General features: G+C 67.1%; 21 protein-coding genes and 1 pseudogene. 2 read left to right on the top strand and 20 right to left on the bottom strand.

Translation table 11 applies throughout. The annotated features are described in order from the left end of the window. Positions 1 to 172: 172 nt before the first annotated feature. The 5 genes and pseudogenes from ACMTAK_RS39260 to ACMTAK_RS39240 form a co-directional block, all read right to left on the bottom strand. Positions 173 to 715, bottom strand: a complete 543-nt coding sequence (locus tag ACMTAK_RS39260; protein WP_413810548.1) for a hypothetical protein — start codon at positions 713 to 715, stop codon at positions 173 to 175. 494 nt (positions 716 to 1,209) lie between these two features. Next, entirely contained in the window at positions 1,210 to 1,482 is a 273-nt protein-coding gene (locus ACMTAK_RS39255) for a hypothetical protein (RefSeq protein WP_413810547.1), read from the bottom strand. Positions 1,483 to 2,612: 1,130 nt separating this feature from the next. Further along, positions 2,613 to 2,986: pseudogene (locus tag ACMTAK_RS39250) on the bottom strand (tyrosine-type recombinase/integrase); the annotation flags it as partial. 28 nt (positions 2,987 to 3,014) lie between these two features. Next, complete coding sequence (locus tag ACMTAK_RS39245; RefSeq protein ID WP_413810546.1) at positions 3,015 to 3,983, bottom strand: hypothetical protein; 969 nt, start codon at positions 3,981 to 3,983, stop codon at positions 3,015 to 3,017. A gap of 88 nt (positions 3,984 to 4,071) precedes the next feature. Next, complete coding sequence (locus tag ACMTAK_RS39240; protein WP_413810545.1) at positions 4,072 to 5,310, bottom strand: hypothetical protein; 1,239 nt, start codon at positions 5,308 to 5,310, stop codon at positions 4,072 to 4,074. Positions 5,311 to 5,503: 193 nt separating this feature from the next. Between ACMTAK_RS39240 and ACMTAK_RS39235 the strand changes: the two genes are divergently transcribed. Next, complete coding sequence (locus ACMTAK_RS39235) at positions 5,504 to 6,004, top strand: NUDIX hydrolase (RefSeq protein ID WP_413813139.1); 501 nt, start codon at positions 5,504 to 5,506, stop codon at positions 6,002 to 6,004. A gap of 20 nt (positions 6,005 to 6,024) precedes the next feature. On the opposite strand, the gene ACMTAK_RS39230 is transcribed toward ACMTAK_RS39235, so the two are convergent. The 9 genes from ACMTAK_RS39230 to ACMTAK_RS39190 are packed head-to-tail and all read right to left on the bottom strand — an operon-like array spanning position 6,025 to position 12,836. Next, complete coding sequence (locus ACMTAK_RS39230; protein ID WP_093460453.1) at positions 6,025 to 6,567, bottom strand: NUDIX hydrolase; 543 nt, start codon at positions 6,565 to 6,567, stop codon at positions 6,025 to 6,027. Continuing rightward, positions 6,564 to 7,406, bottom strand: a complete 843-nt coding sequence (locus tag ACMTAK_RS39225) for a class I SAM-dependent methyltransferase (RefSeq protein ID WP_413810544.1) — start codon at positions 7,404 to 7,406, stop codon at positions 6,564 to 6,566. The genes ACMTAK_RS39230 and ACMTAK_RS39225 overlap by 4 nt, the downstream gene beginning before the upstream one ends. 38 nt (positions 7,407 to 7,444) lie before the next feature. Next, positions 7,445 to 8,368: a DUF2797 domain-containing protein gene (locus tag ACMTAK_RS39220; RefSeq protein WP_413810543.1), complete on the bottom strand. Its 924-nt coding sequence runs from the start codon at positions 8,366 to 8,368 to the stop codon at positions 7,445 to 7,447. A gap of 29 nt (positions 8,369 to 8,397) precedes the next feature. Further along, positions 8,398 to 9,090, bottom strand: a complete 693-nt coding sequence (locus tag ACMTAK_RS39215; RefSeq protein ID WP_093460458.1) for a dTMP kinase — start codon at positions 9,088 to 9,090, stop codon at positions 8,398 to 8,400. Then, complete coding sequence (locus ACMTAK_RS39210; protein ID WP_413810542.1) at positions 9,087 to 10,175, bottom strand: nucleoside phosphorylase-I family protein; 1,089 nt, start codon at positions 10,173 to 10,175, stop codon at positions 9,087 to 9,089. Before ACMTAK_RS39210 ends, ACMTAK_RS39215 begins: the two co-directional genes overlap by 4 nt. Then, a complete protein-coding gene (locus ACMTAK_RS39205) occupies positions 10,172 to 10,990 on the bottom strand; it encodes a hypothetical protein (protein WP_413810541.1) in 819 nt (272 codons plus the stop codon). Before ACMTAK_RS39205 ends, ACMTAK_RS39210 begins: the two co-directional genes overlap by 4 nt. Next, positions 10,987 to 11,631: a GTP cyclohydrolase I gene (gene folE / locus ACMTAK_RS39200; protein WP_413810540.1), complete on the bottom strand. Its 645-nt coding sequence runs from the start codon at positions 11,629 to 11,631 to the stop codon at positions 10,987 to 10,989. The genes ACMTAK_RS39205 and folE overlap by 4 nt, the downstream gene beginning before the upstream one ends. Positions 11,632 to 11,682: 51 nt before the next feature. After that, positions 11,683 to 12,423, bottom strand: a complete 741-nt coding sequence (locus ACMTAK_RS39195; protein ID WP_093460464.1) for a 7-carboxy-7-deazaguanine synthase QueE — start codon at positions 12,421 to 12,423, stop codon at positions 11,683 to 11,685. Further along, the gene (locus ACMTAK_RS39190) at positions 12,423 to 12,836 is read right to left on the bottom strand and encodes a 6-pyruvoyl trahydropterin synthase family protein (protein WP_244320654.1); all 414 of its coding nucleotides are present in this window, start codon (positions 12,834 to 12,836) and stop codon (positions 12,423 to 12,425) included. The genes ACMTAK_RS39195 and ACMTAK_RS39190 overlap by 1 nt, the downstream gene beginning before the upstream one ends. A 319-nt stretch (positions 12,837 to 13,155) precedes the next feature. Between ACMTAK_RS39190 and ACMTAK_RS39185 the strand changes: the two genes are divergently transcribed. Beyond that, the gene (locus ACMTAK_RS39185) at positions 13,156 to 14,595 is read left to right on the top strand and encodes a Twin-arginine translocation pathway signal (protein ID WP_413810539.1); all 1,440 of its coding nucleotides are present in this window, start codon (positions 13,156 to 13,158) and stop codon (positions 14,593 to 14,595) included. Positions 14,596 to 15,807: 1,212 nt separating this feature from the next. Here ACMTAK_RS39185 and ACMTAK_RS39180 read toward each other — a convergent pair. The 6 genes from ACMTAK_RS39180 to ACMTAK_RS39155 all read right to left on the bottom strand — a co-directional run bounded on the left by ACMTAK_RS39180 (position 15,808) and on the right by ACMTAK_RS39155 (position 19,619). Further along, on the bottom strand, positions 15,808 to 16,251 hold the full coding sequence (locus ACMTAK_RS39180) for a DUF6082 family protein (protein WP_093460467.1): 444 nt from the start codon (positions 16,249 to 16,251) through the stop codon (positions 15,808 to 15,810). A gap of 225 nt (positions 16,252 to 16,476) precedes the next feature. Further along, positions 16,477 to 17,058 (bottom strand): JmjC domain-containing protein, encoded by a 582-nt coding sequence (locus ACMTAK_RS39175; RefSeq protein WP_413810538.1) that lies wholly within the window; start codon positions 17,056 to 17,058, stop codon positions 16,477 to 16,479. 37 nt (positions 17,059 to 17,095) lie between these two features. After that, entirely contained in the window at positions 17,096 to 17,452 is a 357-nt protein-coding gene (locus ACMTAK_RS39170) for a hypothetical protein (RefSeq protein WP_143059757.1), read from the bottom strand. Positions 17,453 to 17,586: 134 nt separating this feature from the next. Beyond that, on the bottom strand, positions 17,587 to 18,375 hold the full coding sequence (locus ACMTAK_RS39165) for a helix-turn-helix domain-containing protein (protein ID WP_413810537.1): 789 nt from the start codon (positions 18,373 to 18,375) through the stop codon (positions 17,587 to 17,589). A gap of 81 nt (positions 18,376 to 18,456) precedes the next feature. Beyond that, a complete protein-coding gene (locus ACMTAK_RS39160; protein WP_413810536.1) occupies positions 18,457 to 18,702 on the bottom strand; it encodes a helix-turn-helix domain-containing protein in 246 nt (81 codons plus the stop codon). A gap of 695 nt (positions 18,703 to 19,397) precedes the next feature. After that, entirely contained in the window at positions 19,398 to 19,619 is a 222-nt protein-coding gene (locus tag ACMTAK_RS39155) for a hypothetical protein (protein WP_413810535.1), read from the bottom strand. Positions 19,620 to 20,232 lie beyond the last annotated feature (613 nt).

The raw sequence follows: 20,232 nt of genomic DNA, 5'->3' as shown, positions 1-20,232 counted from the left end.
CCGTCCAGAGTCGCGGCCTTCTGGGAACGGGGCTTGGGGAGGAAGATACGTTCGCGTACTCATCAACAACCGCCTCCTGGCATGAGCTATCCGGCACCGGGCCGCGCAGCCCGGTGATGACAAATGGATGTGGGTGTTATCGCCTCGCCCGTCGCATGGGGAGGGGGCGGGCTCATTCGTTGTCGGTGTTGACTGCCTGGCTTTCCACGACGCGGAACGAGGCGGTCGAAGTCGTCGTCAAACCGGGGAAGCTGCCCGACTGGCCGGCTCCGGACCAGGTCACCGACCAGTGCACTGTCGCCGACACCGGATAGGCATCACCTGGCTGCCCGGCCGACGACGAGTGGTAGGTGTAACCGCAATCCGGCGACGACTTCCTCGGATAAGAACTCCGTCGGGACGCCTGGCTCGGACGGTAGGGCGTACCAGGGCCATGGCAGACCTTCGAACCGCCATCGCCCATCGTCCAGTCCACCGATGTCGGCCGCGCCACCGCAGCCACCGACACCCCTGGCACCGACGCCGTCGCCGACATCCTCCGCCATGCGCCGGGCTCCAACCACAGCCACGTCGGCAGGGTCACCAACTGCTCGTCCGCCGGGCTCGCTTTGATCTTCGGCGAGGGCAGCCGGAGCTGGCTGCGGGCCTGCTCTGCCAACGCGGCCGGAGAAATCGGGAGGCCGCCATCATCCTGTGGCCCGTCGGGAATCCACACCGGGGGCCGGTAGAGCGCATCCCGTGTACCGCCCGCATCGCACTTGTACACGTACCAGGCCCCGTCTTCGCCAGGCTTCGGTTCGGCAATCGGCCTGGCTATCGGGGGCTGGGACTGGACGTGGAACAGCGCTGGTTGAGCCGTAGGGATGCTGCTATCAAGGGGGCCGTGGTGGGAGACCGATTGGGCGTCCGAGGGCGGCTTATAGTCACTGCGTCGATAAGAACAGTCAGACCAGTTGAAGTCAGGATTGGAGCTCTCCGGCTCCTCCCGGTCACGGCCACCGCCACCATCACCGCCTCCCCGTCCAGGTGACGCCCCGCCTCCTCCCTGGCCCGGACTCTCCTTCTGCGGGCCCCTTCCCGCGCCTAAGTCACATCCTGGATGCGGGTTCTGCGAGCAGTCGACAGAACCCCACGAATCATCCGACCACGCGGGAATCGCGCCCGTCATCACTATCGCAAGCGACAGGCCCACCACGGCCGATCCTCGCCTTAACATGAGCCGATCTCCTTGACGGCGAAGCGCGTGACCTTCCACTTGCGGTCGGATTGCTGCTTGACCTCAGCAGTAATCGACCGACGCCCGCCGGGCTTATCGTCTGCGAGCTTGCCGTTATCGGCCCGATACTTCAGCCAGTGCGTAGAGTCCCCGCAGTCGGAGATCAGCACCGTATTCGGATCCGCAGGCGGATCCATCGAAGTCGCCTTCGGGTAGTTCTCCGGCTTTCCCTTGTAAACAAATCCGTTGAGGTGATCCGCATACATGCCTCGCGAGATCGTCGACAGCGCATCACCAGTGGCGTACCGCGACAGCCTCGGAGACCGCCAATCCGATGTCTTCCCCGCCTCAGCCATATCGCGCCACATGCCAACATACGCGGCTATCGCTCGCCGACGCGCCGCACCTGTCGCGGACAGGGAGGACGGCGAAGCTGCCGCCCTTGAGCTCGAACCACTCGCATGAGTAGCGGAGCCCCCACGGTCAGCTGGTCCATCTGAACTGCATGCCGCCACGCTCGCCACTGCCGAAGCCCCGAGAACCGCCCAGATGGCCCAATGCCCGCGCGACCTCCAGGGTCCTTCCATCCGCATAGCCACACCACCTCAGGAACACATCTCGCCACGGCAGACGAACAGATCCACGTCTATCGCGCGTTCTCGTTCCAACTGCAAGGTGCACACGAGCCGCCTTGCGACCTAACTTCGAAGTCCGACCGGCCATTCAGGCGATTTAACCAAATTGACGAGACTGCTGACCAAAGACAGCGGACGCCGGGGAAGGTCCGGATCGTCCGATTCTCTTTGACTGCACGGGGGTTCGAGGGACCGGGAACCGGTCCCTCGCCAGAGGGTGAACCCCGAACTCCAAGCGCCGCCGGATGGCCCGTGGCTGCCGACCCATCTGTGCCGTGTCCGGACGCCGCTGGAACGTGTGATGACGTCGGTGGAACATGAACGCATTGAAGCCTCTGTCGCGAGCGCGCAGTCAACGCCGACAAAGCCCTCACCTGCGTCGGCTTCGGTCCAGGCGTCGGCCTCGACGGAAGCAGAGGTTCCTGCCAGAAGGCCCGGCCCGCCGCCGGTGAGAGGGGAGCAGTAGCAGTCGTCACCCATTCCTCCGCATCGCTGAGGTGATGGGGGTTGGCGTATGAGCCACCCCCTTCTCTACAGCGCGGAACGTCGGCGACGGCAGATCTGTTACAGCCTCGGCGGCGGGCCCCGACCTGGCTGAGTGCTGGACGCCCGGCGGGTCGGACGAGCTGCACCACCACCGGATTGTCGGCCTCAGGAGCCCGGAGCAAGTCGACCGCCTCCCACGTGGAATCCGTAGTCCACCAACACGTCCTCCCAAAGCTGTGGCGTCAGCACCTTCTCCGAACTCAGAGGGTCGCTCCGTAGGTGAGGCCGAGAACCTCGCCCTGGCGCAGGCTGAGCGCCAGCGCGATGATCCAGCGTGCGTATTCGTGGGGTTTCCCCGCTTCGAGGAGCAGCCGATGAACCTCCTCGACCGAGTACGGCTTGACCTCCTCCTCTTCGAGCTTGGGAGCCTTAGCGGTAGAGGCCGGGTTGGTGGTGAGATGACGACGGCGCACGGCCTCATTCAGCGTCATGCGGACGGTGCCGTACGCCTGCTGGGCGGTGCCGTCGGCGCTGCCGTTCGCCTGCATTCCGGGTAGAAGCGCTTCTCGGGCTCCAGTTTCTGCAGGCGGTGGGCGCCCAGACCAGGGATGAGGTAGTGGTAGGCCGCCACGCGATAGCCGTCAGCGTTAGCCGTAGAACCGACCCGGGCCTTGTCGTCATGGACCGAGGACGATGCCCAGGAGGTCGAATGCGCGCCGCACACGCCGGTTCCACACGACGGAGATGATCACTAGGCACGCGCACAGCATGACGATGGGTTCCGCACCGTCGGCAAGGCCGAGTTCTGCGATCCCAACGACCGCTCCTGCGCACAGGACAGCGGCGGCGGTTATGCGCAGCCACTCGCGGTCTGGACCGGGCTGTACGCCTTCGAGGTCGGTTTCGTCGAGGAGGGCGCCGACACGGGCCTGGCAATAGCGTTCCGCGATCGTCAGAAGCATGTCGGCAAGCTGCGGGAGAGCAGCGCGTGGATCGACGTCCAGGCGGGCTTCCTGTGAGCGGAGCGCGGCGACGACCTGCCGGGCGTGCTTGTCGAGAGCCTTGCGGCGGTGCGAGAAGCGGGGCACGCTGCTCCGTAGCCGGTACGCAGTGCGCAGGCCGCGGGTGACAGCGCCGAGCTTCTTCGATACGTGCCGCAGGGCAGGAGCTTGCCGCTCGCCGCCCGCCGCATGCGCGCGGCCGCAGGCCGCTATCGCGTCGACGATCTCCATCACCAGGGCGTAGCGGCGAGCGGCGCGCATCCATGACACACCGACCGTGCGCCCCCACGGCAGGTCGTAGAACGAGTCCCGGGCGGGCCGCCCGTCCACCAGTGCGCCGAGTGCTGCGCCAGCGAAATACGCGAGCGGGGCGAGCAGTCCGGCAGCGATGGGCGTAGCCCAGTCGTCGATGGGGCGGGCTGCGGGGGGCAACAGGCCAAAAAAGTATGTGCGTTTGCGCTTGTAGTAGTACGTGACCGCTACCGCGATGGTGATGGCGCCCCATCCGAGCGTGTACATCAGCCATAGCCGCAGGTGGATGCGGCGTCGGACGGCGATCCGCACTCGGGGGTGCACCCGTCGGGTGATTCCCAGTCGGTGCAGGTCTGTATCGAGCCGGTTGATGCGCTCACTCGTCGTCGTCACGGTGGCACATCCTGCCAGCCGCCACCTCAGTGACGAGTGCGGCTTTCGGTGATGGAGCGCTCGTAGCCACCGACGCGATTCGAGTTGATCACTGCGGCTGACCGCCGCGGGCAGCGGGGCGCGGCTGGGCTAGTTCCGGCCTGGCGGTGACGGCGTCGCGCAGGAAGCTGCGTTTGGAGTAGAAGGTGTGCTGCTTCGCCCAGCCGTGGGCGGCGAGGTAGCTCCGAAGCCAGCTGTCGATGCGCTCCATCTCGCGCAGCACCTCGTCCTTGTCGTGGTCCAGGACGCTGCGTGAGCGCCGGTATTCCAGCTCGCACTGGGACAGCACGACCTCGGGTGTCGCCAGCAGGGAACAGCGGTCGAAGAAGATGCCGTAGACGTGGCCGGTGCGCATCGACTCGCACTGGACGTCGTAGCGGACACGCTGAAAGGGCGGCATGGCACGAACCCGGAGACCCAGCTCCGTGCGCAGGTATTCCTCGAAGCCGTCGGGTGCGACGTCGATTCCGGAGGTCAGCTCCTCGCGACGGGCGAAGGTGTCCTTTGTGAACCATTTCCGCTTGAGCACGTACCCGGCGGAGACTGTCGGGATGAACGAGGCGTAGCCGACTTCCTGCTCAGGGCCGACGACGTCGAACAGGTGGTTCTCGGTGTGGTGGATCTGGAACTCCTCCCGGTACTCGGGTCGGCAACCGTCCAGCTCGCCGTCACGCAGGACTTTCAGCAGTTCCAGGGACGCGGCCCAGATGTCCGGCGCCGGATCGAGGGTGTATTTGTACTCCAGCTCCGTTCCGGCGAAGTGGGTACGGAAGTACCGCAGGTGGTTGTTGAGCGCAATGCTCGACTCGGCGTGCGCGGACAGCACCGGGCCCAGCCAGTGCAGGGCCGTAACCGGGCCGTGGCCGACCGGCTTACGGGTGGTGCGCACAAAGCAGGCGTCCTCGGGATAGAAGCGGATCTGCGCGTATGCGTGATAGCCGCCATCAGGATGTGCGGCCAGGTAGCACAAGGGCACGAGCCCCGGTGCCGAGTCTGCTCCGACGAGTCGGCGCAGTGCGGCGCCGGCGATGGCGTCGGGGAAGAGGATGCTGCCGTCGATCAGCGCCGCGCCGAGCCGCATACCGTCCGAGCTCAGGGCGTCGACCGGGCAGACCCCGAGCGCCTTCCACCGGATGGCCACCGTGATGCTAGGCAGGCAGACCTCTTGAGGGGCCACCCGGATGAGCACGATCGGCTCGTCCGGCCGCCGCGGTGCGGTCTGGTTGAGGAGGTGGATTCCGCCAAGGACCACCCAAGCGCCTCGCTCCGTTCTGTTGTCACCGCTCATGGCCGGAGTTCCTTTCTGAAGCAGCCGCTAAGGAGGGGCTCTCGCCGCTGACCGCTTCGACTCGGTCGGCCACCGTGTGGCCCGGGGCACTGGTGGAACAGGACCGCATGGCCCGCGGGCCGTCTGCGCCGCGTGTGCGCGGCGACCGCCTAGGGTGTGGCGAGTGAGTCATGGTGAACTTGGGCAAATGATCTTGGAGGAGGCGGTCTCCGACGCCCGCCTCGCTGCGCTGGAGTTCGATGGCGCCCGAGCCTGGCTGGATGAGGCCCGGCGGCATCCGATGAAGCCCCTTGCGGCCGAGGTCTGGGCCACCGACCCCGGCTTTGGATACGTCCTGCTGGTCAAGCACCGTGTCCGCGGATGGGTTCCGCCCGGGGGCAAGGTCGAGCCGGGCGAGACACCGAGGGAAGCGGCAGCGCGTGAACTGCTGGAGGAGACCGGCCTGCATGCGGACCTGCTGCCCGAGCCCGCAGCCGTGGCGGTCCGTTCCTATCGGGCTGACTGGTCCCCGACGCTGGGGCTGTCCTACGCCGCGATCGTCGATCACGAGGCGTCGCTCGGCGGGGAGAAGGGCCAGCCGGCGGCGTGGATCGGCCTCGACGAGGAGTGGGAGAGCGTCTTCCCTGAGGACCGCGACCGTATCCGCGGATACGTACGGCGCCTGGCGGCGAACCACGCAGCCGACACCTGCTGAGAGGCGCTTCCGGCTGCCCTTCAAAGGACGGTGTCGATCCGGTCGAGAGTGCGTGCGGGCACGTTGAGTAGCTGGAGGTCGTGCAGGAAGCGGACCCACACCGGCTCCAAGCCGGGCTCCTGCTCGAACTCCTCCCTGCTCAGGCGCCGTTCGGCGTAAGCGGCGGTGCGCAGCGCGTACTGCTGGAGCTGGTCGGGGTGTATCCATCGGGGGGTGCGTACCTCTCTGGCGGAGGGGCAGAGGGATCCGTATACCTGGGCTTCGAAGATCCACCAGTGGTGGCCGACGGGCCCGGTGGGTGTGCGACCGCACTGGTTCGGCCGCCACTGCTCCAGCAGCAGGTGCAGGCGGGTGACGGTAAGGCCGACTTCCTCGGTGACCTCCGTGTGAGCCGCCGCCTCGGGGCCGCCGTGCTGGTCGAGGTGGCCGGCGACCGGCGCGATCCCGACTGGCGGCCTCCTCCGCTCGAACACCAGGAGACCGTCCAGGGAGGGGATGAGCACCCCGACGCTAGCGTGGTCGCAGAAGTCCTCTGTGGAAGAGGACGTGGCCGGGGTGGTCACGGCGTGTCGCCCGGCCGCTGGGCGACGACGACGAGCCAGCTCGTCACGGTCGGGGTATCGGGGGTGGTCAGGGCGTAGGCCGCGTCCAGGATCTTCATGCGCTGGGCATGGGTGAAGCCCCCGTCGGGCCGGGCGAACACGGGGATGGACAGCCATGCCTTCTTCTCCGCCATGGTGCTGTGCTGGGCGGTGACCTCGGTGCCGAGGACGTTCAGCCCGGTGGCGGCCAGTTGCTCGGTGACCTTCCTCAGCGGCAGCTTGGGGGGCGCGTCGGCGGCGGGGGACGGGGTGTATCCGTGATCGCGGGCGGCGATCTGACGGATGAGGGTATTCAGTGACGGCCCGGTGCGTGCGGTCTGCTCGTCGGTGTGGCGGACGCCGGCGAAGCCGCCGCCGATGTTGAAGATGAACCGCCCGCCTGGGCGCAGGACCTGGGCGACCGTGGTGAATACTGCGGCGGTGTTGGTCTTCCATATCGCCGAGTTGCACACAACGGTGTCGACGCCGCCGGTCGGGACGTGATCGGCCAGCCGTTCTGCTGGGGCGGTGATCCAGGACAGGCGGGGGTCGTGAAGGGTGCGGCGGCCGACACGTTGCATCGCGGCGGCGCTGTCCAGGGAGACGACCCGGGCCCGGTCAGGGATCAGTTCGAGGATCGCGCGGGCGGTCACGCCGGTGCCGCCGCACAGGTCGACCACGAGGTGGGCGTCGGCCAGGCTCGCACGGTGGGCCAGGTCACGGCTGGTGGCGCCGTACATGGGGAACTCGCGGGTGAAGGCGGCATATGCCTCGGCGGTGGTGTGTTCGTCCCAGCCGAGGACGGCGTCCTGGGGTGCCATCGTGGAGTGCCTCGCTTCACGGAACGTTGGAGGAAGGGTCAGAAGAGCGCGGACTGCACGGCGGCGCTCGGAGAGCTAAACGGGCCGAGGGTGATGCGGCGGCCTTTGAGGGTGCCGAGGTCGAGCAGGTAGGGCAGATCGTCGTTGCTGTCGAGGACGGCCAGAACCTGGGAACCGGCGCAGGCCAGGGGGACGAGGCCGTGTTCTCCCTCGCGCGGGTCGTGTGGGTAGAGCGCTCGTTCGGTCCCGGCTGTGCGCAGCAGGTCGCCCTCACTGGGCGGCGTCCATGCCTCCCAGACCGCGGGGATGTTCATGTCGGCCAGGGCCTCGGCCGCGCGGGCGAGCTCTTTCTCATGCGAGGAGAGGACCGGGGCGAGGTCGCGCAGCTCGGCCAGGGCCCGGAGCTTGGCCGCAGCTCGGACGGTCTGGGGCAGGCCGAGGCGTCGGGTGAGCGCGTCCTCCAGGAAGCGAACGGCGCGGCCGTCGGGGCTCTTGGTGAGGTAGGTGGCCACCAGGGCGCCCTGCTCGTCAAGGCGGGACCGCTTGCGCGACTCGGCCGCGGTGCCGACCTTGGTGGTGCCGTCGGCGAACGTCGCCAGGTACAGCCAGTGCGGTTGCGCCATGTACGCGGAGAGGGCTACGGGGGCGTGGCCTCCCTGATGGAACTGGTGGGCGAAGCGGAAGTCGTCCTGGCCGGCGCAGCGGGCGCACTGCCCGCTCTGCTCGGCCGCCGCCCGGTCGGGGCAGGCGACGGCTTCGACGCGGTGGGTGTCGACGAACCGGTACCGGCCAGTGCACCACCGCCCGGTACCGCTCACCTGGTAGCCGAGGCGCTGGTTCATGATCTCGACGTAGGCCAACGGCCCACCGGGCAGCGGGGCGAGCAGAAGACGGGGGTCTCCGGTGGCCCAGGTGACGCCGTGACATACGTACATGTCGCTCGTGGGGCGGGCCTGTGACATGAAGCGTTCCTTGTAGGTGTGGGGGCGGGTCAGACGGTGAGCTGCAGGCGGTTGGCCAGCGCTCCGGTGGCGGTCTTGAAGACCTGGTCGCGGTCCATGTCGGCGACGTCCATCGAAAGCCAGCCACCGCGCTGCTCCTGCTCGCGCAGCTGGTCCAGGACGGTGTCCTGGTAGCGGATGAAGTGCTCGTCGCCGCTGCCGGAGTGGCCGGTCTCCAGGGAGGTGAACGAGCCCTTGCGGGCAAGGGCTTCGCGGGCGCCGATCCGCAGGAAGATCACCAGGTCGGGCTCGGTGAGGTGAGCGAAAACCTCTTCGGCCAGATGGGTGGAGACTTCAGGGTTGATCGCGTACCGGGCGAGGATCTTGTGGTGCGCGTTATCGAGGATCACGTGAGTGCCTGCGGCAAGCGCGGGCCGAATCACGAGCTGCTCCTGGAGGGTGTACCAGGCGGCCAGAGCCAGCAGCCAGTAGTGGTCGCCGCATGCCTGGGCAACGCGGGCGTCGCGCCGGTAGACCAGTGCGTTGAGGCGATCGACGTAGGCGGACAGTGCTGCGTCCATGGGGACTTCGGTGCTGTGCTTGCCTACGAGGATCGTCCGGTGACCGGCGTTGTTCATGGCCTGATGCAGACGCGCGGCGAGGGTGGACTTGCCTGCGCCGTCGATGCCGGTGACCGTGATCTCCCGCCCCGGCGTGGGAGCAGGGTGTGCTGCAACCTTCATGGCCGGGTTCCTCCGGGGGATGGGACCGAGGTGTTGGCAAGGCGATCCGCGATGATGCCGCGAATCCGGTCGATCAGCTGGGCGCGCCGCCGCAGGACATCGCCGTGGCGCTCATTCGACAGGTCGGCGGGGTAGTGCCGGGCCAGATTGTTGGAAATGACGTGGAGGTAACCGAATCTGATCCCCGCCCGGCACGCCGCCGCCCCCATGGGGCCGATCTCCGGGTCGACGAAGGCGTACTCGGCGTGCTTGGCCAGCCAGTCGCGGTTCTCCAGGAGGATCGACGCGGAGGTGACGTGCAGCCCGGTCTGCACGTCGGCCTGGGCGGCGGCGAAATCACCGAAGAAGTCGTCCCAGGTGACCAGCGCGCCGCCGACGAGGCTCTCGTTGCCGGTAGCCAGCCACCTGTTCGGCTCGATGGCGGGGGCCAGCGCCCCGACCTTGCCGACGTAGACGACATCGCGGGCGCCGAGTTCGGCCAAGCGGGCGACGACCCGGCCGGCGACGTCCCCCCAGATGCTGTGAAGGAACCCGAGGAAGACCACCCGGCGGCTGGCGACATCGGCACGCTGCCAGGCGTAGCCGGGCCCGCGCGTCCACACGCCGTCCGTGGGCGCGAGGTGCTGAAGGCCCCAGCCGACGATCACAAGATCGCCGTCCAGATCGAGGTCGAGTGCTTCGACGGCCGCACGGCACTCCTCCTCCCCGGGCGGCTGGTAGGTGACGGCGTCGGCCGGGCGACCGGTCATGGCCAGGTAGGTGGCGATGATCAGCGCGTAGTGCTGGACGTAGTCGGCGCCGGGGAACGCCTTGATGACCAGGTCGCGGCCGTGAACCGTGGCGGTGGGCCGCTCGATGTTGAACAGCTTGCCGGTCTTCTCGTGCCGGGAGACCACTGCCGTACGGTCGTAGCCGCCGACGACGCGGATGCTGTCCCAGTCCTGGTCCTGGATGAGGTGGTGAGCCTTGATCTCCAAGTAGCGCAACAGGCGGTCGGGGCACATAGTGTGCCCATCGACGGGAACCGTGGCCGCACGCAGCAGCCCGTGCACGGGCTCGAGCAGGGAGTTCGGCGTCAGCCTCATCGGAGGGCCTCAGCGATCTTCACGTGGCTGCCGGCCGCCTCGCGGACGACGGCGATGTTCTGCCGGATCAGATCGAAGCGGTCCTCGGGGATCGGGCCGAGGTTCTCGATGCGGGGCGTGCTGGGTTTCTCGTACGGGCCGCCGGGCAGCATGGCGATGCCCATCGCACCGAGGATGACCGGCGCCGCGCCGTCTACGGAGGCGATCCACTCGTGCTCACGCTGCTCGACCAGCTCCAGGTGCCCGGTGCGGCCCAGTCCGAGAAGCCGGTAGACCATCCGCTCCTCGACCATGCCGCGGTCCTCAAGGTAGTGGGTGGCCATCCACCTGGTGCGACATAGCTGCCTCTCGGGGTCAGGACGCCGGGAAGCGGGCAGGGCAATGGCGCCGACATAGTCGCTGGAAGCGAAGTGGTCGTAGGTGCGCAGCCATTCCTCGTCGTCCGCGGCGTGCAGGACGACGCACAAGCGGAAGCTGTCGGTGAGGTCGAGGATGTCGCGGGCGGCCTGCTCGCTTGCCTTGATCGTCGCGGCGCCCTCGTGCATGACATCAGGGAGGATGATTTCGCGGGCGCTGACCGCGAGTCCGGCTGCGACGAGGTCCGCGGCCGGCAGGGCATGGCCGAGATCGAAGACCCCGTTGTCGATGATGATCTCAGCGCCCCGTTCGGCTTCGGCGACGAAGAACGCCCGGTAGCCGTCATCGGAAAGGACTCGCTGGGCAGCCACGTGATGTACGCGGGCCGGCTCCTGGGAGACGAAATCGTCCAGGTAGGCGGGCGGCGCGATGACAGAGAAGTCGATGTGCTTGGTCACCCCACGGCTCCCCATTGCCCGGTGGCGAGGGTGAGGAACTGCGCGGAGAGCACCGGGTCGGTTTGGAACCGGCCGCCGACCTGCAAGGTGGTGGTGCGGGCTTCTTCCATCCGCACCCCGCGCATGCTCATGCACAGGTGGGTGCCGCGGACAGCTACCGCCAGGTCCTTGCCACCGATCGCGGCAGTGATTTCCTCGGAAACCTGCCGCGTGAAGCGCTCCTGTACCTGGAGCCGCCCGGCATACCGTTGCGCAATCCGCCCGAACTTCGACAGCCCGATCACCTCGCCATCAGGCACATAGCCAGCCACGACCCGCAGGTTCATTGGCAGCATGTGGTGCTCACAGAGCGACCACACGCTCACGCCGCCAACCACGACCAACTGACCGCTCAGGTGGACTTCGGTGAAGCACGTGGGCGTCGCGGCGTCCGGTGACAAAAACGAGGTCCACCAGGCTGCGACCCGAGTCGGCGTCTCGGCCAAACCCTCGCGGTCGGGGTTCTCGCCGAGCGCGGTCAGGAGCTGGCCGACCAGCACAGCGACTCGCTCGGCATCGACCTCCGGGCGTGAGAGTTCCGCGGCGGGCTGCGGTGGTGCGGCCGGACTCAGGCCGGACGCACCATATATGGCATTCGTCATGGGCTTCGCCTCTTCCAGGGGATGGGGCAACAGAACATGAGCAAGGAGCTGTCAGCGTCCGCGGGCGTCGGCGAACGCCAGGACGTGCAGGCGTGTCGAGAAGTGCCAGTGGCGAGCCACGACGGCGTCCGCGAGCACCCGTGTGGTCGCGATGAGCGCGTCCGCGGTGGTGCCCTCCGGCATCACCCACACCGGCGCCAAGCCATACGCGTCCACGAGCTCGGCGACCTCGTCCAGGTCCGGCACCGTGCGGGCGACGAACTTGAATGCGGCTCGCCCGCACGCGGCGAAGGCTTCCAGCGCAGCAGGCACAAGCCGCTGCTCCTTGGAGACGCCGAAGCTGGCGATCTTGGGCGAGACGTTGAACTGCACCCCGTCCATCAGCAGCGCCGGGTCCGGCACCAGGGTGCCGTTCGTTTCGAACTCCACCCGCTTACCGGCAGCTAGCAGGCCCTGCACCAGGGAGATCAGCGCCCGCTGCTGGATCAGCGGCTCGCCGCCAGTGATGACGACCAACTCGACAGGCGACGAGAGAGCCCATTCGAGGAGATGGGCCACGGGCTGCTTCGTCGACTCTTCGTGGGGATCGAATTGGGACCAGTCCCAGGTGTACTTCGTGTCGCACCGGCGGCACGTCAAGTTGCACCGGGACAGACGGATAAACAGGGCGGGACATCCGCAGCTGGGGCCCTCCCCCTGGAACGTCGGCTGTTCGACGCCGAAGCACTCCGCGATGATCAGCCAGAGCTCGTCAGCGCTCCCGGTGAACGCTGGAGCCGTGCCCTTCGACATCACCGCTGCTCCACGTCGAAGCGGGCCCAACTGCGCTCCGTCTCGCAGACACGGACCGCGACCAGTCGGCCGGGGATGTCCGGCTCAAGGTTCTGGATGATCCAGCCTGCAAGGAACTGGGCCACGTGCTCCGAGGTCGGCTCGAAGGGCAGCACTTCATGGAGGTTCTGGTGGTCCAGCTCGGTGTCCAGGAACTTCTTGAACGGGGCGAGCGCCCCGAAGTCGGTGACGAAGCCCGGCGCCTCCAGCGTGGGGGCGGTGAGTATGACCTCGACCTGGTAGCTGTGTCCGTGCTGGTGTGAGCACTTGTGCTCGGGCGGGAGGCTGGGAAGCCGATGCCCAGCCTCAAAGTCGAAGGTCTTGCCGATGGTCAACGTGCCGAGGGGAAACGACGAATCGCTAGGGCTGTTCACGGAACTCCCCCTTTGGGGATCGGCGATACAGGGAACCCGAGGCATTGCCCGGTCGAGCACGGATGGCTGCCTCGGGGGCGCCGTCGAGTCGAGTGCCGCTGTGGCCGGGTACGCGGATCTTGAGATCGGGGACGCCGTACCGACTGGTCACGGTATTCACTCATCGTCCTGGCGGATGGACAGCACGTCATTGCCAGATCTGCTTGCGCGCATTGCGGACAACTCGCAATGTCGGCCCGTCGCGACAGGCCACACTCCCCTCGGCGGGGGAGCTCGGATACCGTGACGCGCAGCCGGCTCCATCGCGGGGGGTGCGTAAATGACTACGGTCAGTCGATCGCGTCGCGCCGCTATCCAGAAGGCCGCCGCCGAGATCAGGGAACGGTGCCTGCACAGTGGCAGCGGGGTCGAGCGGACGGCCGACGTGATCCGCGCCGAGCTGCCCGAAGTCCACTCGCTGGAGGCGTGGCGCCTTGCCCTCGGCTGGCCTCGGTCCCGCACCATCGAGCGGGTCGGCGCCCTGTACCGGGCCCGCGGCCTGATGCCACCGGGCATGTCGGAGTCGATGCTCTGCCGGTGGGAACACCGATCCTTTGAGCGGCCCAGCTTGGAGTACGTCGAGGTCCTGTGCACGGTCTACCAGGCCCGTCCGGAGCAGCTCGGACTCGGCCGTGCCCCTGACTACGAACAACCCCAGTGGGCTCAGGGTGCTCGATACAGTGCTCCCGGGCCCCAAGCGTGCGTCCTTCCCGCACGGGAAAGCATGGTGACCATGACGACCTCCGCCGGTCTGCCGGCCGTCCGGGAATCTCTGCACCTCGCGCTGCTCGCCGAGCCGGCAGGCAGTACCGCAGTCGTGGACCTGTCCGAGGCGGCTATTGAGCACTACGCACTCGGCTACAGCAAGCATCCGCCCCACCTGCTCTTCACCGAAGTGCACGCCGCCCGGGGCCTGCTGATGCAAGCCCTCACCAGCACCACGCCGACGCCGGATCGAATCGAGAATGAGCTGCGGCGGTGCGTCGGCTGGCTGTCCGCCCTCCTGGGCAACCTCGCCCACCACCTCGGCGACCACGCCGGAGCACGAGTTCATCTGGCTACGGCCACGACCTACGGCGACCGCAGCGGAGACGCGCGTCTCGCGGGCTGGGCCTGGGGCGCGCAAGCGATGGTTGCCCGTGCGGCAGGCCAGCACATCCAGGCTCTGGCCCATGCCGACCGCGGCTTGGCCTCCGCCCCTGCCGGGCTCCCGCGCGCCCAGCTCCATGCCTGGGCACAACTCCCGTCCCTTGCAGCTCTGAACCGTCAACGAGAAGCGGACGCGGCGCTGGCGGCCGCCATGCGTGAGCTGGAGGCCGACGCGGCGGGCTGGGCGCCAGGAAGGTTCGGCTACGACATCGCAGAGCACCAACTGCACGAAGCCGACGCCGATCGCGCCCTGGGACGGACCGAAAAGGCGGTCGCCACCGCCGAGACCTCCATGAACGCCTGCATCACGGCCACCCCCGGCTGGGCCGCCGCCGCCCTGCTCCTGGCCCAAGCCGAAGCCCCCACCCAACCGACCGATGCCGCGCAACGCGCTCTGGACGTCCTGGCTCGCGTACCCGCAGCACGGCTTCGCTCCACTTCCAGGAGCCGCCTCACGCAGCTCGACGCCGCCCTCAGCCCGACGCGCGTAACGGGTGCCGACGAGCTGCATGACCGTGTGCGCGCCCTCCCTGCGATCATCGACGCCCACGGCACCGCTGCCCCCGCGTGAAGCTGCTCTCACAACCAGCGCCACGTATCGCCGTCGTAACGGCTGCCGCATGGGGTATTGGCCCGCTTTGGTGATGCCGACGGGCCGTCTCATCACCGTGTGCATGGTGCAGCTTGGGTGAGTACGCGTTCCAGGCGAGCGCGGTTGAAGCGGTACAGGACCAGGGCATGGTCGGAGGCGGAAGCGGGTGTCGTCGGTGTCGATGACCTCGACGTGGTCGAGAGCATCAGCCGCACCGCCAGCCGCGTAACCGCGGTCAATGCGCTGCGGACTGCCCTGGTGCGGTTTGTCGAACCCCGCCGTAGGGGCGAGCGCTATCTTGCTGTCTACCCCGAGATGGTCGGCCGCGTGCCGGGCAAGGTCGACGTATCCGGCGTCTATGAGGGCGGCGTCAGGTCGGGTGTCGCTGCGGCGGTGGCCGTCGGCGTCTACGTAGGTGCGGTGGACCATGTGCGCGCGGTCGGTGACCGTGTCCCAGTTCGGCAGGGCGGTCGGTTTAGGAACCCTCGGGTAGCTGTTGCTGTCCATGCCGATGAGGGTGACCATGCCGGGTTCGGCGAGAGTGGTCAGCCACCCGGCTTCGGTGAGCCACTGGTTGGCGTCGAAAAAGCACAGGTGGGCGGAGACGATGTTCAGTGGCACGGGGCAGTCGCCCAGTTGCGCCTGTACGTGGCAGGGGTGCAGCCACCATGGCTTTGCCCGCGGCGGCTCCTCGCGGACGTGGAAGAGCTCGGGGCGCAGGTACACGGCGGTGGCGATGTCGGCATCAACGTATGGGTTGGGCTCTGCCAGGAAGCCGCGGAGCCCGAGCCGCTTCGCCGCGCTGTTCTTGAGTCGTTGGCCGCCTTCCCGGCTGTGCTTCGCCTCCTGCTGGAGCCAGACGTCCGGCTCGTGCTCGGCCAGGATGTCCAGGGCGAGGTCACGGCGTTCACCCTGGCGGCCGCCGTCTGCCTCGATGTTCCAGACAGCTACGTCGATGGTGCTGCTGGCGTGCATGGAGTCCCTTTCAGGCGGTTGGTGGAACCGGGTACGGGGATGGAGGGCCGGCCGCGGCTTCCCCACGAGCCGCGGCCGGGGCGCTCACGCGCCGCCTCCTCCGAGAGGCACGGCCGGGACCTTCCCATACACGGGGATGGCCCTCACGACCGGGAGGAAGCCCCAGTCCTGGGAGCGCTGCGCACTGCTCTCAGCGCGGCAGCGCCGGGAGTCCCGTCAGGTGGCGGCTGCGTCCGCGTCCACGAGGGCGGCGTGCTCGTCGGCCGTGATCGCGTTGAAGGTGCGATCGGTCCGATCCAGCGCCTCCTCCTCCCGGAAGGCCCCGAACGTCGTCCAGTACGTCCGGCCGACCTCGCGTTCCATCACCCACCGCGACTGGATCCTCAAGGACGCGGCGTCGAGCAGGCCAGCCCGGTACTTGACCGACAAGAAGCTGATCAGCCGGTTGCAGTGCAGAAGCCTCGCGTACTCCTCGGCAGGCGGCTCGCCGGGCGCTGTCCACATCGCCCGCAGCTCGGGATCGGAAGCCACCTCGGAGATCCACACCTGGTGCAGTTCCTCGGCGTGCAGGGCGAGCCGCTGCCGGTTCTGCCTCTCGGACTGCACAAGCCGCGCAACGCCGACTGCGGCGGCCGCGAGAACGACATATGGGATCTTCATCCCACACCTTTCATAGTGACTTGCTGTGGAAAACCGCCCCGCAGTCCATTCCTTGGTTTCCCTACGGGAGCGAGATAGAAATTTGGCAAGGTGAGCAGGCTGCTGACGCTCAGATCATTTACTAGGAAGGGCCTCTGTTGGCCGCCCCGGCCAGCCAGGGCTCGGCCAGGGCGGCCAACCTGCCGGTGCCCGCAGAGTGTTAACGGTCACCTTGCCTTGGGGGTGTCACATCGGTTCGTCCGTAATGGCGAAGACCAGATGCACCGAATATCCGGGGGATCCTGGGGTGTTCACCTCATGCTTCATCCCCTGCGGCAGGATCAGCACATCTCCAGCCCTGGTGACTATCTCCTCGGGTGCACCGGTTGTATCCGGCCAGACGAGCCAGCGTTTCGCACCGCGCACTTGGGTGATCAAGCCGAGCCATTCGTCATCGTGCGGGCCGAGGTTGCGGTCGCCCGCGTGTGACTCGTAGGCGCTGCAGACGACTGGACTGCGAATCATCGCAGTCAGTTGCAGAGTGACTGCGATGAACCATCCGTCGCTGCGAAGGTCCAAGCTCTCGTAGACGCGTGTGCGTTGCCGCTCTTGATAAGCACGCGCAACCGCATCCTTATGGGACCTTCGGTGGAAGTCCAGCCCGTCAACGAGCGCAACCGTCTGACCTGCTGCCTTCTGTTCCGCTAATGGCAGGAAGACGCTCTCGATCCATGTAGCATCAAATACCTGCTGGACGTGTACCGGCTGGCTTGCCGTGAGCCTCGGCCAAACTGCCGGACCAAGGCGCCCGAGAAAGCTGAAGGCCACTTCCTGGTGTGTAAGACCACCCATCGCGCCAATACTCCTAGGTCGCGTACAGATGTCCTGTGCTGCCATCTGGCCTCGTGTACGACTTGCAGTCCCAGCCAGACGAGTTGTCCGCATGGGCGATAAGCGATTCATCCGACGGATCGATGACCTGCGTTGCGTGGAGAACCTCTCCGAGACTGAGATCGGTCAGCTTGCGAGGGCGGATCTCGACCACGCGCTCCTGCGCATTCACGTCCTGGACCAGGACCTCGTCATCGGAGATCTCCAGCCCCGACGGTACGAACATGAGCCGGAAGGACCCACCGATCTCATGCTGTTTGAGCACCTGGGCCAGGTGCCGCATCAGATTCGTCTGCTGCACCACCAGCGGTTCGGCGGCGAGAGCTGTCACTTCTTCTCCTTCTGTGAGTGCCTGATCTCTTCCATGAACCCAGCGCGATACGTCGTGCTCCACCTATTCCGCGCCGGGAGTGCGATACCGCTCGGGGCGCCGGGACCGGTGTCGACCGGTGCCCCGAGCGGGGTCTATTCGACGGACTGTGGTCCGACTCCCCGAACGCGGTCCTCCAGCCCCTTGACCAGACCGGTCGCCTCCTTGGTGCGGAGGCGCCCGGAGATGCGGGCGGCAGCCTCCATCGCGGCCGTGACCACCTCACGGCCGTATGAGGCTTGGCGGCGTGTCCGCTGCAAGGGGCTGGACAGCGACAGGACAGCGGACAGGTCCCCATCGCCGTCTCCCACTGCCACCGCCAGAACCAGGCACCCGTCGGCAACACCCTGCACCCAGCCGCGACACCGTGTCCCAGAGCACGCAACAGAGTCGGTCCACGCTGCGTGGCCCTGGCTGAGCCCCCGCCACGCGAGGAAGACCCGTGAGACGGGGTCTTCCCCCATCGCCACCGCCCTGGGCCGATTGCCGTCACTGGCCGCCGACTTGAGTCGCTGGTCCTCGGCGATGCAGATCCGCTGATCGCCGCGACGCTGTTCAAGACGGACGGACCGTACGCCGGTTGTGGCCCGCAGTGCGCTGAGTTCCTGCCGCAGTTCAAGGTCAGCGATCGCCTGGTGCGCCGCCCTTGCCAAGCGGATCAGCCTCGGACCGGCAATGAACTGCCCCCGCGGGTCGGCTTCGACCAGGCCCAGCTCCTGCATTGCGAAAACGAGTCGATGCACCGTGAGACGCTTCAGGCCGGTTTCTGAGATCACCGTGTCCAGACACGCCGGCTTCTCTTCCAGCACAGCGAGAATCGCACAAGCCTTGTTGAGCACACCGACTCGGCTCTGCACCACACTCGGAGCAGTAATCGTCACCATCTCCCCTCAACATGCCAGCAATTCGAGTACGCGGAGTACCCTCGACCTCAAGACCGCATCACTCTCGGCTTGCCGACGTTCTCAATCTTCAGCGTCTTTTCGCAACGCGTGTGATCCGCCGCGTGAGCGCAGCTTTACATCCGACTCAATGAGCATCTTGCGAATAAACCCGAATGAGCGTCCTGTGGTCTCACTCATATCCCGAATGCTCACGTTGGGGTTGTTTACATAGACGACACTGACGCTCACACGGAAGCTTTCGCGATCCTTCCCCGTAAGTATCTTCCTTCGTGGCACACGAGGGAGGTCTTCCAACTTGGCAGTCATGTCTGAATCCCTAAAATACGGAGGCTCGTACTTAATGTCGGTCGCCGAAGAAGCTCCGGCTGCGATCGTGATGGATGAAAGGCTGAAGAGAGTCTCTGAGAGCCGAGGGTGAACTACCTATGAGTAGCCGACCGGACTAGTCCCGTCCGGAGTTCACACTGACAGTCGAGGGATTGGATACTTCATTCCGTGTCGGTCCGAGCAGGCCGAGCTCCCAGCCACGGCGAATAAGATGCATCGTGGTTCTGGCGTCTACCAGCGCCATCAGTGCACGCATGTCCCTACGCACGACGTCCGCGTGCGCCCCGCTGTTCGCAGCGATCCATCCCAGATCCTGGCCGCCCGCCAAGCCGCGGAGCACTTCGTGCTGCCCCGTACTGAGCACGAGGTTCACACCATCGTTTGTGTGCTCGGGTGGGGAGATTACCCCCAGCAGGTAGGCCCGATGCACGGCACCCGGCCGCTCGGGCGAGTGGAGCTTCGCCGAGGCGTACCGCAGGCAGTCGTTCACCCTGGAGGTACACACCCCCATCTCCACGGCCGCTTCTGCCGGCGTCATACCGCTCGCTGTGAGCTGGAGGGCTTCGCGCTCGCGGGCAGACAGCCTCAAACGGCCCGGCGATGGGCGCGGTTGGCTCACAATGACCCTTCCCGTCTCGATACGTATGGGTGGCGATGGCATGGGGATGGATGGCTCAGGCGGCGGTGCGTTCCCTCAGGTCTTCAAGGTCCACGGCCGTGCAGCCGTGGAGCGCGACGACTTCGCGGCAGGCGAGTGTCCAACGAAGCCGCGGGTCGCCGTACGCCACGAGCGTGAACCGCTCGCCGTGCTCGCCGGGCACCGGCGGGAGGGTCGCGGGTGCGTACACATCGCCAGCCACACCCCAGGCCGTGACCTCCTCCACCCACACCGCCACGCACTCCCTCCGCGCCGAGGGACAGCCCCATGTCTCGACGGCACAGCCATCGCACACAGGCGGCGTGGTGGTCCTCTCCCCATCTGTGACCGGTCTGCCAGCCCCCGCGGGCAGCAAGAACAGATGCCGCCCATCGGGTCGGTCATCGGTGGGCCGGCCGCAGTACTGACACAGCATGAAATTCATCGCCTGCCGCTGGCGCAGGGCGTGCACACGGTCGAGCAGTGGTGCGCCAGCCCCAGGCTTGGCCGGCACCCGGATCCACAGCGCGCCCCGCCGACGGTCCGCGATTCCGTATTCGTCCGCGTAACCGATCCCCATACCATCGCGGCCATGTCGCGTCGTGATCGCGGCCGGGGGCGCATTTTCTCCCGTCCAGGAAGCGATGTACGGCACGCGCATCGTGCCCGCGAAGTGCTGACGCGGTCGTGGACGCCGAAGGACAGCACTGGAGTAGTCGTGCAGCATCCCGCCGACGGCGGAAAGGTGCTGGCCCCAACTCATGTTCAATCCTTTCGGAATGTGCTTTGCGAGTAGAGCCCCTCTTCGGCGGCCTTGTGACTCCGCGAGGGAACGGGAAGAAGGTGCCGAAGAGGGAGTAGTGGGTCCGTGT

Source organism: Streptomyces lacaronensis, assembly GCF_047337785.1.
GTDB lineage: Bacteria > Actinomycetota > Actinomycetes > Streptomycetales > Streptomycetaceae > Streptomyces > Streptomyces lycopersici.
The sequence above is the reverse complement of the archived record's forward strand: the minus strand, read 5'-3'. Positions and strand labels throughout refer to the sequence as shown.